The sequence below is a fragment of the Paenibacillus sp. J2R1T-4 genome, from assembly GCF_059692235.1.
In genome coordinates, this window is the sequence record NZ_JCAUBA010000004.1 from 140973 (window position 1) to 154779 (window position 13807).

11 protein-coding genes and 2 tRNA genes are annotated in these 13807 nt (G+C 46.8%); 8 read left to right on the top strand and 5 right to left on the bottom strand.

Annotation, left to right across the window (positions count from 1 at the left end):
* Window positions 1-104: 104 nt before the first annotated feature.
* Both AC58QD_RS09550 and AC58QD_RS09555 read right to left on the bottom strand, forming a co-directional pair.
* A complete protein-coding gene (locus tag AC58QD_RS09550; RefSeq protein ID WP_497332450.1) occupies window positions 105-1202 on the bottom strand; it encodes a sensor histidine kinase in 1098 nt (365 codons plus the stop codon).
* Window positions 1192-1890 carry a response regulator transcription factor gene (locus AC58QD_RS09555; protein ID WP_497332452.1) on the bottom strand — a complete coding sequence of 233 codons (699 nt, stop codon included), beginning with the start codon at window positions 1888-1890 and terminating at the stop codon, window positions 1192-1194. The genes AC58QD_RS09550 and AC58QD_RS09555 overlap by 11 nt, the downstream gene beginning before the upstream one ends.
* Window positions 1891-2078: 188 nt before the next feature.
* Between AC58QD_RS09555 and AC58QD_RS09560 the strand changes: the two genes are divergently transcribed.
* Entirely contained in the window at window positions 2079-2441 is a 363-nt protein-coding gene (locus AC58QD_RS09560) for a VOC family protein (RefSeq protein ID WP_497332454.1), read from the top strand.
* A gap of 81 nt (window positions 2442-2522) precedes the next feature.
* Here AC58QD_RS09560 and AC58QD_RS09565 read toward each other — a convergent pair.
* Window positions 2523-2596, bottom strand: a tRNA-Arg gene (locus AC58QD_RS09565).
* Between the two features lie 14 nt (window positions 2597-2610).
* Window positions 2611-2684 (bottom strand) — tRNA-Gly (locus AC58QD_RS09570).
* 170 nt (window positions 2685-2854) lie between these two features.
* Here AC58QD_RS09570 and AC58QD_RS09575 point away from each other — a divergent pair.
* The 5 genes from AC58QD_RS09575 to ispG all read left to right on the top strand — a co-directional run bounded on the left by AC58QD_RS09575 (window position 2855) and on the right by ispG (window position 8639).
* Window positions 2855-3778, top strand: coding sequence for a hypothetical protein (locus tag AC58QD_RS09575; protein ID WP_497332456.1), 924 nt, complete (start codon window positions 2855-2857; stop codon window positions 3776-3778).
* A gap of 152 nt (window positions 3779-3930) precedes the next feature.
* Window positions 3931-5232, top strand: coding sequence for a trigger factor (gene tig, locus AC58QD_RS09580; protein ID WP_497332458.1), 1302 nt, complete (start codon window positions 3931-3933; stop codon window positions 5230-5232).
* 299 nt (window positions 5233-5531) lie between these two features.
* Window positions 5532-6119: an ATP-dependent Clp endopeptidase proteolytic subunit ClpP gene (clpP, locus tag AC58QD_RS09585; RefSeq protein WP_497332460.1), complete on the top strand. Its 588-nt coding sequence runs from the start codon at window positions 5532-5534 to the stop codon at window positions 6117-6119.
* A gap of 14 nt (window positions 6120-6133) precedes the next feature.
* Entirely contained in the window at window positions 6134-7411 is a 1278-nt protein-coding gene (gene clpX / locus AC58QD_RS09590; protein ID WP_497332462.1) for an ATP-dependent protease ATP-binding subunit ClpX, read from the top strand.
* 115 nt (window positions 7412-7526) lie between these two features.
* On the top strand, window positions 7527-8639 hold the full coding sequence (gene ispG / locus AC58QD_RS09595) for a flavodoxin-dependent (E)-4-hydroxy-3-methylbut-2-enyl-diphosphate synthase (RefSeq protein WP_497332464.1): 1113 nt from the start codon (window positions 7527-7529) through the stop codon (window positions 8637-8639).
* Here the strand turns inward: ispG and AC58QD_RS09600 are convergent.
* A complete protein-coding gene (locus AC58QD_RS09600; protein WP_497332466.1) occupies window positions 8636-9391 on the bottom strand; it encodes an N-acetylmuramoyl-L-alanine amidase family protein in 756 nt (251 codons plus the stop codon). The genes ispG and AC58QD_RS09600 overlap by 4 nt on opposite strands.
* A gap of 215 nt (window positions 9392-9606) precedes the next feature.
* On the opposite strand from AC58QD_RS09600, the gene lonB reads away from it, so the two are divergent.
* On the top strand, window positions 9607-11319 hold the full coding sequence (lonB, locus tag AC58QD_RS09605) for an ATP-dependent protease LonB (protein WP_497332468.1): 1713 nt from the start codon (window positions 9607-9609) through the stop codon (window positions 11317-11319).
* Window positions 11320-11464: 145 nt separating this feature from the next.
* The gene (gene lon / locus AC58QD_RS09610) at window positions 11465-13801 is read left to right on the top strand and encodes an endopeptidase La (protein ID WP_497332470.1); all 2337 of its coding nucleotides are present in this window, start codon (window positions 11465-11467) and stop codon (window positions 13799-13801) included.
* The last annotated feature ends 6 nt before the right edge of the window (window positions 13802-13807 follow it).

Genomic DNA, 13807 nt, shown 5'->3' on the forward strand with positions numbered 1-13807 from the left:
CCTTCACTGAGCATCTTAGTAGATTGATAATACTCAGTATAGAGACCATAGTTTAAGCAAAGTATAACCATATCTAAAGTTTTTCTTAACAACTGGAAAGTTTATTACTTAGATGGTGGAAGAGGCAGGCGTACAATAAAGCTCGTGCGGCTCTGATCGCTCTCTGCGTGAATCGTTCCTCCATGCCGCTCCACTATGCTTTTGGAGATGGCCAAGCCAAGCCCGGAGCCGCCCGAATGTTCGTTTCTAGAGCGGTCAACCCGATAGAATCGCTCGAATATATGAGGGAGATCAATCGTTGGAATAGTTGAACCGTAATTAATGACTTCAATAACAGCCCAAGTCCCGTCCCTCCGGACGATGGTATCCAGCTTATGTCCTTCCTGTCCGTAGACCATGGCATTGCTGAACAAATTATCGAATACACGGAACAGCTTGTCTGCATCGCCTGAAATGGTTAGATCGGTTTCACTTGTGATCAGATTGCCCTCCATCCCGACCTTGCGAAGCGGCAACCTGTAATGCATCAGCATCTGGGACATGATTTCTACTGTATTGATCGGTTTCGTAAGCAGTGGAATGGCATCATGGCGCAATCTTGTAAATTCGAACAAGTCTTGAATCAAGACATGCAGGCGCTGGGACTTCGTATAGGCGATCTGAACGTAATGCCTCAGCTCTACTTCGTCGCGGTAACGGTCTTCATCAACCAAGGCCAAGTAACCGAGTATTGAAGTCAGAGGAGTTCTAAGATCGTGAGAAACGTTAGTTACCAGTTCATTTTTGCTTTGCTCAGCCTGGCGTTCATCTTCAATCGATTGTTTCAATTGATCTATGATTCGATTCAAATCAGAGGCCAGCTCACCCACTTCATTACGAGCGATTATTTGCACCTTCACATCCAGATTCCCTTCGGCTATATGTTGAACCGTGTGACCGAGTTTGGCAAAGGATTGGAATCTGCGCCAATTCAACATGATCATCAGGATGATAAAATAAGTACCGCATAATCCGGCAAAAGGAACGGTTTGTCCGAATGCGAGCACAAAATTTCTTAAAAAATCACGTAAAACAGGGATTTCTCTAGAAACGGTATCCATTGTATACATAGTTACAAGCGCCGCCGGAAACATGAGGAGAGCACTTATAATAATTTGACTGACTAAACGGAACACCATCCGGCTCATCAAGTTAGCTCTCAATTTTGTAGCCGACCCCCCATACTGTCGCAATCAGTTTCTCCCCAAGCTCTTGCTCCAGCTTGTCGCGCAAATTGCTGATATGCACCATGACCGTATTGTTCGCGTCAAAATATTTTTCTTTCCACACCTGTCTGAAAATATCCTCCGCACTGAATACCCTGCCCGGATGAAGGGCAAGCAAATGAAGAATGCCGAATTCTTTAGAGGTTAATGCCAGAGGGCGGCCATCCACCTCAGCGGTATGTTTGTTCTTGTTAATCTCAAGATCTCCTAATCGGATCACATCGCTCTCTTCCATGATTTCTGTTTGACCAGGTTTATCACTATAGACACGGCGAAGCAAGGACTTCACCCGTAATGTAAGCTCGAGAGGATTGAAAGGCTTGACTACATAGTCATCTGCGCCTGTCATAAGTCCGGTGATTCGATCCATATCCTCAGCCTTTGCGCTTACCATCAGAATAGGGACACTTTGGTGCTTGCGAATGCTGCGGCACACTTCCAACCCGTCGATCTCCGGCATCATCACATCTAACACGACTAGGTGAAAGAGCTCGGCGGTGAACAACTCTAACGCCTCCCGTCCATTGGCAGCAAGCTTTGTAACATAACCTTCATTCTTCAAATAAATGTTTATAAGTTCAGCAATTTCCCGGTCATCGTCCACAATAAGTATGTTATAGATCATATAAGGGGGTTAGCTCCTTTCGATGATTCGCAGCTCGTTTCTACTATAGAACAGATTGGTGTGTCTGTAATCATTCTGAGAGTGAACTTAAGAATTATTATGAGTTTCTTAAGGTTTTATTAAAAATCTGGTTTCTGTTATAGTATGGGTGAAATAAGATAAGTCCAACCCGCAGGAGGAAGCTTAACATGATTAAACAAATAGCAACTGTAGCCGTGTATGTAGAGGATCAACGCAAAGCACTAGAGTTCTGGACAGAGCAAGCAGGATTCGAGCTCCGCTTAGACCAGCCAATGGGACCTTCAGCGAGTTGGATTGAAGTTGCCCCGAAGGGAGCGGAATCTTGCCTTGTCATATATCCCAAATCGATGATGACGAATTGGGCGGAATTGAAGCCGTCCGTTGTTTTTGTATGCGAGGATATCGAAGGGACCTACGAGACGATGAAGAAGAATGGGGTCCAGTTTAAAGGCGAGCTGCAAAAAATGCAATGGGGTACATTCGCCACGTTCCTCGACTTGGATGGCAACGAGTTTCTATTGAAAGGTTAACTCTATGGAGTCAAGAAATATAGGAATACAAAAACACCTGATCGGTAAACCGGTCAGGTGCTTGCCATATTATCGTTCTTACGACCCAGAAGAGATTCGAACTCCCGACCGACGGCTTAGAAGGCCGTTGCTCTATCCAGCTGAGCTACTGGGTCAAATATAAGATTCTTGGAGCGGGTGAAGGGAATCGAACCCTCGCCTCAAGCTTGGGAAGCTGGCGTTCTGCCACTGAACTACACCCGCATTAGTACGAAGGAGAAGAAGCATGGATAATAATATCATATGAAATCGGGAAAAGCAACAAAAGAAATACAGAAAAGAATTGCGTAATCTAAGAGTAATTCTGCTACAATAAATGGAATATTAAAACTATAATTCGCTAAAATTCGACTTGTAGGGAGGTGACTTCCATCATGGAGAGTAATGTGTTCCTTTTTCCCAAAACCGTAGACTATTACCAGATCGAATTGACACGATTGCTGGAAACAGAGCGGTACTCCGAAGCGATCGGGGTTCTGCGTTTTCTGCTTCAATGCCGTCATGAAGATGATAACTCAAAAGAGGAGTGGGGATCTCTACTCGAGTGGCTGGAGAATACGTTCCCTGATTCAAAAGACAAGAATGACGAGGGTAAGGACATCCATTACGCGACTGACGGAGAAGATCCAGAGGAATCAGAAGAGGATCTGTTCAAGCGGCGGGTATGGTTGAAATCCGCAGAGGATTCGCAATTTGCGGTGAAGCTGCTTGATACTTTAGTCCAGACAGATTCGCCGGATAAACAGCTGTTAGCGTTAGAACAATTGCAGCATGTCGAGCATAGCCGCACGAAACGTGCGCTGAGAGAATGGCTGGAGAGTGCGCGCATTCATCCAATCGTTCAGTTCAAAGCTCTTCAAGTATTGAAGGTAAGAGGGGATACGGGACTCATAAAGCTGCATAAGCTGGGACAAGCGATTGAGTTGGATACCCAAGAAACACCGTTGAATTTCGAGCAATTTCCACAGCAGATCAGCCTGATTCGCAAACGTGTTCAAGAAGTGAATGAGATCAATCAACCCGCGCTTGCCTATTTCGTAGAACAGACCTGGGACGATTTCCTGGCATTCATATATGGAACTTCGATCTATCAGGATATGATCCGAAGCGATGGGGATACAGTCGACATATGGGCGGCGGCCCTACATCATACGCTTCAGGAAACTATGTTTGCTTTGAACGATGAAGAGGCTACTCGTGAAATATTCGGTATACAAGAGGAGCAGCAGAAGGCTTGGCAGAAAGCTTGTCAGGTAATGAAACTGTTCTTGACCGTAACAGCCTCCGGCGATAACTGACAAAATACAAGCAGATGTTTCAAGAATACCTTGATTACGATGTTTTTTGTGATATAATGTAGTGGTTATAAATTGGACATCGTACTGGTGTAAGGTTATAAGGCCGGATGCTTTTACTTTGTATCGGTAGAATTCTGGAGGGGAAAGCATAAATGACAGCAAGCTGGGAGAAAATAGAGAAGAACAAAGTGCAACTTCAAATCGAGGTTGACGCGGATCAAGTAGCACTAGCCTTGGACAAGGCTTTCAAGAAAGTCGCAGCAAAAATCAACGTACCTGGATTCCGTAAAGGCAAAGTGCCTCGCGGAATTTTCGAAGCGAAATTCGGTGTAGAAAGCTTATATCAAGATGCTCTTGATATTATTTTGCCAGAAGCCTACATGGAAGCAATTGAGCAGCATGAGATTATCCCGGTTGACCGTCCTGAAGTAGACGTTCAACAATTCGCTAAGGGACAAGCACTTAAGTTCACTGCAACTGTTGCTGTGAAGCCTGAAGTTGAACTTGGACAATACAAAGGCATCGAAGTTCCTGAGAAGAAGAACGAAGTAACAGCTGATGAAGTTCAAGCTGAGCTTGAGCGTCTGCAACAGCGTCATGCTGAGCTTGTAGTAGTAGAAGAGGGTGCCGCACAGAACGGCGATACTGTTGTACTTGACTTCGATGGATATGTCGACGGTGTTGCATTTGAAGGCGGTAAATCCGAGAAGTATTCCCTTGAGCTTGGGTCCGGGAGCTTCATCCCTGGGTTCGAAGAACAAGTAGTAGGCTTAAGCGCAGGAGACGAGAAGGACATTGAAGTGAACTTCCCTGAGAACTACCACTCCGAAGAGCTTAAAGGTAAAGCAGCCGTATTCAAAATCAAGCTTCATGATATCAAACGCAAAAACTTGCCGGAACTTGACGATGAATTCGCTAAAGATGTGAGTGAATTCGACACACTTGACGAATTCAAGCAAGACATCGAGACTCGTCTACTAGACCGCAAGACTAAAGCTAACCAACAAGAAATCGAGTCTGCTGTTGTTGAGAAGGCCGCTGAAACAGCAGTAGTTGAAATTCCAGCATCCATGGTTGAGACGGAGCAGGAGCAAATGTATAAGGATTTCGCTAACCGTCTACAAATGCAAGGGATGAATCTGGACATGTACTTCCAATTCTCCGGTCAGAACGAGCAAGCGTTGAAGGATCAGATGAAGGGCGATGCTGAGAAGCGTGTTCGCAACAATTTAGTTCTTGAAGCGATTGGCAAGGCAGAGAATATCGAAACAACAGAAGAAGAGCTGAACCAAGAGCTTGAGAAAATGGCTGAGCAATACCAACGTTCCATTGATGAGATCCGCACTATCCTTAGCGCTAACGGGAACTTGGAAGGCTTGAAAAGCGAATTGACTGTTAAGAAAACAGTTGAGTTCCTTGTTGCGAACAGCAAGCAAGTCACGCCAGTAGCATAAGTTTAACCAGACCTAATGTCATAAGAAAAGGCACGTATACCCAAGCGTGCCTTTCTTTTAATATTAGAGAAGCTTTTCCGTTGTCCATACATATTGCTTGTCCATATTAGTGTTTCTCTCCGTCCTGCTTTGTTCAAATTGCATGGAATAGAACACGGCTACATACAGTGAATAGTAACCTAGAATGGCATCACATTGGCGTTCATGTTACAATGAGTGGAAGGGGATTTTGCATTCGCCCTTAAACCATGTTATTTTAGTAATGAAGCAAGAGTTCATATAGAAATGAGGTCATGGATATGAGTCTGATCCCTATGGTCGTAGAGCAAGAAGCACGAGGCGAGCGCTCTTATGACATCTACTCCCGTCTCCTGAAAGACCGTATTATCTTTCTGGGCAGCGCTATCGATGACGATGTTGCCAATGTGATCATTGCGCAGCTGTTGTTCCTGGCCGCATCTGATCCAGAGAAAGATATCCATTTGTATATCAACTCACCAGGTGGTTCTGTTACAGCAGGAATGGGTATATTCGATACGATGCAGTTCATTAAGCCTGACGTTTCCACCATTTGTGTAGGAATGGCCGCAAGCATGGGGTCTTTGCTTCTAACCGCTGGCGCCAAAGGTAAGAGGTTTGCGCTTCCTAACAGCGAAGTTATGATTCATCAGCCTCTCGGCGGAGTTCGCGGGCAGGCGACTGATATTAAGATTCACGCTGATTGGATCATCAAGACCAAACAGAAACTCAATAACATTTATGTAGAGCGGACCGGTCAGCCTTACGATAAGATCGAACGCGATACGGACCGAGATAATTTCATGTCGGCCGAAGAAGCCGTGAACTATGGCTTGATTGACAAAGTAATTACGCAGTTAAATCAATAATAGGAGGTGATCCTATGTTTAAATTCAACGATGAAAAAGGTCAACTGAAATGTTCCTTTTGTGGAAAATCTCAGGATCAGGTCCGTAAGCTAGTTGCAGGACCAGGTGTATATATTTGCGACGAATGTATCGAATTATGCACAGAAATCGTAGAAGAAGAGCTCGGCAGTGAAGAAGAATTGGACTTGAAGGATGTCCCGAAACCGAAGGATATTCGCGTTATTCTCGACCAATACGTAATCGGCCAGGATCAAGCTAAGAAATCTCTGTCTGTAGCGGTCTACAACCACTATAAGCGGATCAATTCCCATAACAAGCTGGAAGATGTTGAATTACAGAAGAGCAACATCGTTCTGATCGGACCTACGGGTAGCGGGAAGACGTTGCTTGCACAAACGCTTGCGAAGATACTGAATGTTCCGTTCGCGATCGCTGATGCAACATCATTAACGGAAGCTGGATATGTGGGAGAAGATGTAGAAAACATTCTCCTTAAGCTTATCCAAGCGGCAGACTATGATGTTGAGAAAGCAGAGCGCGGCATTATCTATATCGATGAGATCGATAAGGTAGCTCGCAAGTCTGAGAACCCTTCAATTACTCGGGATGTATCGGGAGAAGGCGTACAGCAAGCATTGCTCAAAATTCTTGAAGGAACGGTAGCAAGCGTTCCTCCGCAAGGTGGACGTAAGCACCCTCATCAAGAATTTATCCAGATCGATACAACGAACATCCTGTTCATATGCGGCGGCGCATTTGACGGAGTGGAGCAGCTAATTAAACGGCGGATCGGGAAGAAGGTCATCGGCTTCAACAGCGAAGGACACAAGAATGATCTCAAGCCTGGAGAGTATTTGTCCATGGTATTGCCGGAAGACCTGCTCAAATTTGGGTTAATTCCTGAATTTGTTGGACGTCTACCTGTCATTTCTACACTTGAGCCACTTGATGAGCCCGCACTTGTTCGGATCTTGACTGAACCGAAGAATGCGCTTGTGAAGCAGTATCAGAAGCTGTTAGAAATGGACAGTGTCTCTCTAGATTTCTCCAGTGAGGCTCTGGATGCCATTGCCAAGGAAGCCATCAAGCGGAATACAGGGGCGCGCGGTCTGCGTGCTATCATCGAAGGCATCATGCTTGATGTGATGTTCGAGGTTCCGTCCCGCGATGATGTGACCAATTGTACGATTACGAAGGAAGCGGTTCTCGAGAAGATCGCTCCGGAGCTCAAGACGAAGGATGGTAAGTCCATATCCGTTAACGTCAACAAGAAGAAAGAAGAAAGTGCTTAACCAATAAATAGCCAATGCTTCCTCCCGCCTGAACGCGCACACGTGCGTGTGTCTGAAGATCGCTTCAGACCATCGTTCGGGAGGGAGGATGTTTGGCGTCATGGGAGAGTCCATCATGTTTCATAGAGCGAATACTGTGCCTGTCCGTGTGGGAGATTTAACAATCGGCGGCAGCAATGAAGTTATCATGCAGAGTATGTGCACAACCAAAACCGCGGATGTCAAAGCTACCGTAGCCGAGATTCTCCGATTGGAGGAGGCAGGCTGCCAGCTTGTTCGTGTTACAGTTAACAACAAAGAAGCAGCCGCAGCAATCAAAGAGATTAAGAAACAAATTCATATCCCCTTAGTGGCGGATATTCATTTCGATTATCGTCTGGCGCTTGCAGCGATTGAGAACGGTATTGACAAAGTACGGATCAATCCGGGTAATATCGGTCGACGTGAGAAAGTGGAAGAAGTAGTGAGAGCCTGCAAGGAGCGCGGAATACCGATTCGGATTGGGGTGAACGCAGGTTCGCTTGAAAAGCATTTGCTGGACAAGTATGGTTACCCGACTCCCGAAGCTATGGTGGAGAGTGCATTGTTCCATATTGGTATTCTGGAGGAGCTGGATTTTCACGATATTATCGTATCGTTGAAAGCCTCAGATGTACCAATGGCCATTGCGGCCTATTCGCAAGCGGCATCCAAATTCAACTATCCTCTGCATTTGGGGATTACCGAAGCCGGCACATTGTTCTCAGGCACTGTTAAGAGCGCAGGCGGTCTCGGCGCACTTCTCGCTATGGGCATTGGTAATACGATGCGGATCTCGCTCAGTGCAGATCCTGTGGAAGAAATTAAGGTATCCCGTGAGTTGTTGAAATCATTCGGGCTCATAACCAATGCAGCGACCCTGATCTCCTGTCCAACCTGCGGCAGATTGGATATCGATCTGTTCTCCGTTGCGAATGAGGTGGAACAGTACATCGAGAAGCTCAAGGTTCCGATTAAAGTTTCCGTTCTAGGATGCGCTGTGAACGGACCTGGTGAAGCTAAGGAAGCGGATATCGGCATTGCCGGTGCTCGGGGAGAAGGCATGCTCTTCCGCTATGGAGAGATGATTCGTAAAGTGCCTGAAGCAGAATTGGTCGGCGAATTGAAGAAAGAAATTGATCTGATTGTTGAAGAGTTCGAGCGCACTGGTGAGATTTCAGGCCGTAAACAGCATACGCCAGCCCGCTAATAGTTAGAGGGCTGATCGGCGAATGTAATCAAATATTCACGGATGGCGGAGGCGATAGCTTCCGCCATTTCTTGTTGTTTAGCTTGAGTTGTAAGGCGAGTGCGATCAGAAGAATTGCTAATGAATCCCATCTCGACAATAACAGCTGGACATGGAGAATGATTGAGCAAATAGAAGGGCTTCCCCAAATAAGGAATTTCATTTCTGCCATAGAGTCCATTTAGACGATGTTGAATAAGATGCGCGGCCACGTGGCTCTGCGGATTCATCTGAAACAAGACAGATGCGCCTGTTTTGCTTGGTCGTTTGGCCCAATTCGTATGCAAGCTGACTACCAGCTTAGGCTGTAATGCTTCTGCGATCAGCTTGCGTTGGGACAAATCGCGCAAATGTCTGGATCGGCTTCTAAGCCAGTCGTTATCATCGCTTAGAGCATAATCTGTGGTTCGGTTAATAGCTGTACGCACTCCGGATTTATTGAGCTGCTCGTATAATTTCAAGGCGATCTCCAAATTGACATGCTTCTCCAGTAATTCCCCGAATTTCGTACCGCTATCGATACCGCCGTGTCCTACATCTATAACAATATCTGCTTCAGGGAGAGAAAGGGTTTTAGACCAAAGACTTTCAGTTGATACGGACGCCTCAATGGGTTCGATTCCAGATTGTGCTTGTGATGGGTTGGAGGTTAAAAGCAGGCTGCCGCTTAGAAGCAGAAACGATCCTATAAGCCATTTTACCAATGGTCGCATATTAAATGATTACCGCCTTATCCACGAGTTAGATTCCTTAACTATAGGGTGCGCAAACTTTTTGTTCTCATTCTCGGTTAACCCGTCTAGGACAGGGGAATACTACCAACTATCACCGTGACTTCAAAATACAGCCTAGTGCTGAAGTGGATTCCGGATCATTTTCCGGGGAACATGAACGATTTGAGTACGGGCAGGAACAGGAGGAATTGACTATGAGTATAAGTATTGTGTTAATGATCATTCAGGTGTTTTTTGCCATTGTTATCGGTTTGTATTTCTGGAATTTGCTTCGCAATCAACAGACGAACCGAACTGCAGTAGACCGAGAATCGAAGAAAGAGATGGATAAGCTCCGCAAGCTGCGCTCGATTTCTCTGACTAAGCCGCTGTCGGAGAAAACAAGACCATCTACTCTAGATGATATTGTAGGACAAAGGGAAGGACTAAGAGCCTTGAAGGCGGCGCTATGCGGTCCGAATCCGCAGCACGTCATTATTTATGGGCCTCCTGGTGTTGGGAAGACGGCTGCAGCAAGAGTCATTCTGGAAGAAGCTAAGAAGAATGCGGCTTCACCCTTTCGGTATGATGCTAAGTTCATAGAACTGGATGCAACAACGGCTCGTTTCGACGAACGGGGTATTGCGGATCCCTTGATCGGATCTGTACATGATCCCATCTATCAAGGTGCTGGAGCAATGGGAGTCGCAGGTATTCCGCAACCTAAGATTGGCGCTGTTACGAAAGCGCATGGCGGCATGCTTTTTATTGATGAAATTGGAGAATTGCACCCTATTCAGATGAATAAGTTATTAAAAGTGCTCGAAGACCGCAAAGTGTTTCTGGAGAGTGCTTACTATAATTCAGAAGATACGAATATTCCTAATTACATTCACGATATATTTCAGAATGGTCTCCCGGCTGATTTTCGCTTGGTTGGAGCAACGACAAGAACTCCGCAAGAAATTCCTCCAGCCATTCGTTCCAGATGTATGGAGATCTTCTTCCGCCCGTTGCTTCCTGAGGAAATAGAGCGGATAGCAACGAATGCTGTCCGTAAGATTGGTTTTCCGGATAATAAGCTGGCGGTGGAGGTTGTGAAGAAATTTGCCACTAACGGCCGTGAAGCAGTGAATATGATTCAGCTTAGCGTAGGAGTAGCGATCTCGGATGGGCGCAATGACGTTGCGGCCAGTGACGTGGAGTGGGTTGCGAATAGCAGTCAATTGACACCTCGCCCGGAGAAAAAGATTCCATTCGAGCCTCAGGTAGGTCTGGTGAACGGTTTAGCTGTGTATGGCCCGAATCAGGGAATGCTGCTCGAGATTGAAGTGACAGCCATCCCGGCTGTTCCGGGGACAGGCAAATATACCATTACGGGAATAGTGGACGAAGAGGAGATGGGAGGGGGCTCCAAGACGATAAGGCGCAAAAGTATGGTTAGAGGATCGATTGAGAATGTGTTAACCGTACTGCGCAGATCAGGGATGAAAACATTTGATTACGATCTGCATATCAATTTTCCTGGGGGCATCCCGATTGACGGTCCTTCTGCAGGGGTTTCTATGGCGACGGCAATTGCTTCAGCCATCCGTAATGTACCCGTAGATAACAAGCTGGCCATGACTGGGGAAATTAGTATTCACGGCAAAGTGAAGCCGATTGGCGGAGCTGTGGCTAAGGTGGAAGCAGCATTCCAAGCAGGAGCGAACCGTGTAATCATTCCTCGAGAGAATTGGCAGGATATATTCGCTGGCTTGAATGGGTTAACGGTTATCCCCGTTGATACAATCGAGGAAGTATTGGAGCATGCGTTGAATATTAGAGAGAGCAGTAATGTGACAATAGTTCCCAATATGTCCGATGTTCTTATCGCTTCACCGCCGCCGCTCTACCATGCCGGTCCAGAGTTAAAGAGCGAAGGCTGACGAATTGGTGTTTTGCCTTCAGGTTTGATAAAATGGTGACTACATCCAATTATAGGACCCTTATGTCCGTGCTAGCCGCGAGATATAAGTATATAGTACCACTGCACTTTGTGGGGAATGTTACAGTCATAGGGAGGTGCTGAGCATGGGACCGAATAAGCCAAAGGTGCGTAAACTGCCTCTGCTGCCGCTGCGCGGATTGCTTGTATACCCAAGTATGGTGCTGCATTTGGACGTAGGCCGTGAGAAGTCCGTGAAGGCTTTGGATCAGGCGATGCTAGAAGATAGCATGATTTTGTTATGCTCACAATCCGAGATCAATATCGAAGATCCAGCCAAGGATGACATTTATCGAATTGGCACGATCGCCAAGGTCAGACAGATGCTTAAGCTGCCTAACGGTACGATTCGTGTTCTTGTGGAAGGAATCATGCGTGCCGAGATCGTCGATTTCTTAGCTCACTCGGAGTACTACTTGGTTATGGCCAAGGAGCTTCCAGAGCAAGAGACGTCTGATTCTGAGACTGATGCTCTTATGAGGACGGTTCTCAGCCAGTTCGAGCATTACATCAATTTGTCCAAGAAAGTAACGCCAGAGACGCTTGCTGCCGTATCCGATATCGATGAGCCAGGTCGGTTAGCCGATGTCATCACGAGCCATCTGTCGTTGAAAATAAAAGATAAACAAGACATCCTTGAAACGGTTGACGTTCGATTGCGGTTGGAGAAGCTTCTCGGTTTCTTGAACAACGAGCGGGAAGTGCTCGAGCTCGAACGCAAAATCAATCAACGAGTCAAGAAGCAAATGGAAAAAACGCAAAAGGAATATTACCTGCGTGAACAGATGAAAGCTATCCAGAAGGAGCTTGGTGAGAAGGAAGGCCGTGCGGGCGAGGTAGAGGAATTGCGCGCCCAGATGGAGGAAGCCGGGCTCCCTGAGAAGGTGCGCGAGAAGGTCGAGAAAGAAATCGACCGCTTGGAGAAGATGCCGGCTACCTCAGCAGAAGGGGCAGTCATTCGCAATTATCTGGACTGGCTGCTTGCCCTCCCTTGGTCCAAACATACCGAGGACGATCTGGATATCAAAAAAGCAGAAGATATTCTGAATGAAGATCACTACGGTCTGGAGAAGCCGAAGGAGCGCGTTCTAGAGTATTTGGCTGTTCAGAAGCTGGTTCAAAAGATGAAGGGGCCTATCCTCTGCCTCGTAGGGCCTCCTGGAGTAGGGAAAACTTCCATTGCTAGATCCATTGCGCGTTCACTAAATCGCAAATTCATTCGTATATCGCTAGGCGGCGTACGAGACGAGGCCGAGATACGCGGACACCGTCGAACTTATGTGGGCGCGATGCCAGGCCGGATCGTGCAAGGTCTGAAGAACGCGGGCAGTCATAACCCGGTTATGCTGTTGGATGAAATCGACAAGATGTCGATGGATTTCCGCGGAGATCCTTCTTCGGCACTTCTGGAAGTTCTAGATCCAGAGCAAAACAGCACTTTTAGCGATCATTATATCGAGCTGCCCTTCGACTTATCCAATGTGATGTTCGTAACCACAGCGAATGCTGCGCATAACATCCCGCGTCCGCTGTTAGACCGGATGGAATTGCTCTATATTCCGGGTTACACGGAGCTTGAGAAGCTGCAGATTGCCAAGAAGTATTTGCTCCCGAAGCAAGTAAGAGAGCATGGCTTGCATGAAGACCAGCTTCAAGTGGAAGAAAGTACGCTGATGAAACTGATCCGTGATTACACACGGGAGGCCGGTGTCCGTAATCTGGAGCAGCAAATAGCCAGCTTGTGCCGTAAATCTGCCAAAGCAATCGTCTCAGGTGAGAAGACGAATATTCATATTAATGATGCAGCATTATCGGAATATTTAGGCCCAGCGAAGTTCCGCGTTAACTTGGCAGAAGAGATCGATCAGGTTGGCGCGGTTACGGGTCTCGCTTGGACGGAGGTAGGAGGAGACACGCTGGTTATTGAGGTAACCGTAATGCCAGGCAGCGGAAAACTGACGCTGACTGGCAAACTAGGGGATGTCATGAAGGAGTCTGCGCAGGCCGCCTTCAGTTATACGCGTTCCAGATCGGAACAGCTTCATATTCCTGCTGATTTTCACGAAAAGAACGATATCCATATCCATATCCCAGAAGGCGCGATTCCGAAGGATGGACCGTCTGCTGGAATTACAATGGCAACTGCTCTGATCTCTGCGCTTAGCAATATTCCTGTATCGAAGACAGTAGCAATGACAGGCGAGATCACTTTGAGAGGACGCGTGCTGCCTATTGGCGGTCTGAAGGAAAAGGCTCTTGCGGCGCATCGGGCAGGTATTCAGAAGGTGCTTCTTCCTAAGGACAATGAGAAGGATTTAGCCGATATACCACTTAGCGTACGCAATGAAATGACCTTCGTACCTGTACATCATATGGACCAGGTGCTTGAGCACGCATTAGTCACCCAGGTTCCGATCCACTAACGGGAG

Coding starts and splice junctions, on each gene's coding strand:
- clpX (WP_497332462.1), top strand. CDS start 6,134: ATGTTTAAATTCAACGATGAAAAAGGTCAACTGAAATGTTCCTTTTGT.
- AC58QD_RS09600 (WP_497332466.1), bottom strand. CDS start 9,391: ATGCGACCATTGGTAAAATGGCTTATAGGATCGTTTCTGCTTCTAAGC.
- tig (WP_497332458.1), top strand. CDS start 3,931: ATGACAGCAAGCTGGGAGAAAATAGAGAAGAACAAAGTGCAACTTCAA.
- clpP (WP_497332460.1), top strand. CDS start 5,532: ATGAGTCTGATCCCTATGGTCGTAGAGCAAGAAGCACGAGGCGAGCGC.
- lon (WP_497332470.1), top strand. CDS start 11,465: ATGGGACCGAATAAGCCAAAGGTGCGTAAACTGCCTCTGCTGCCGCTG.
- ispG (WP_497332464.1), top strand. CDS start 7,527: ATGTTTCATAGAGCGAATACTGTGCCTGTCCGTGTGGGAGATTTAACA.
- AC58QD_RS09555 (WP_497332452.1), bottom strand. CDS start 1,890: ATGATCTATAACATACTTATTGTGGACGATGACCGGGAAATTGCTGAA.
- lonB (WP_497332468.1), top strand. CDS start 9,607: ATGAGTATAAGTATTGTGTTAATGATCATTCAGGTGTTTTTTGCCATT.
- AC58QD_RS09575 (WP_497332456.1), top strand. CDS start 2,855: ATGGAGAGTAATGTGTTCCTTTTTCCCAAAACCGTAGACTATTACCAG.
- AC58QD_RS09560 (WP_497332454.1), top strand. CDS start 2,079: ATGATTAAACAAATAGCAACTGTAGCCGTGTATGTAGAGGATCAACGC.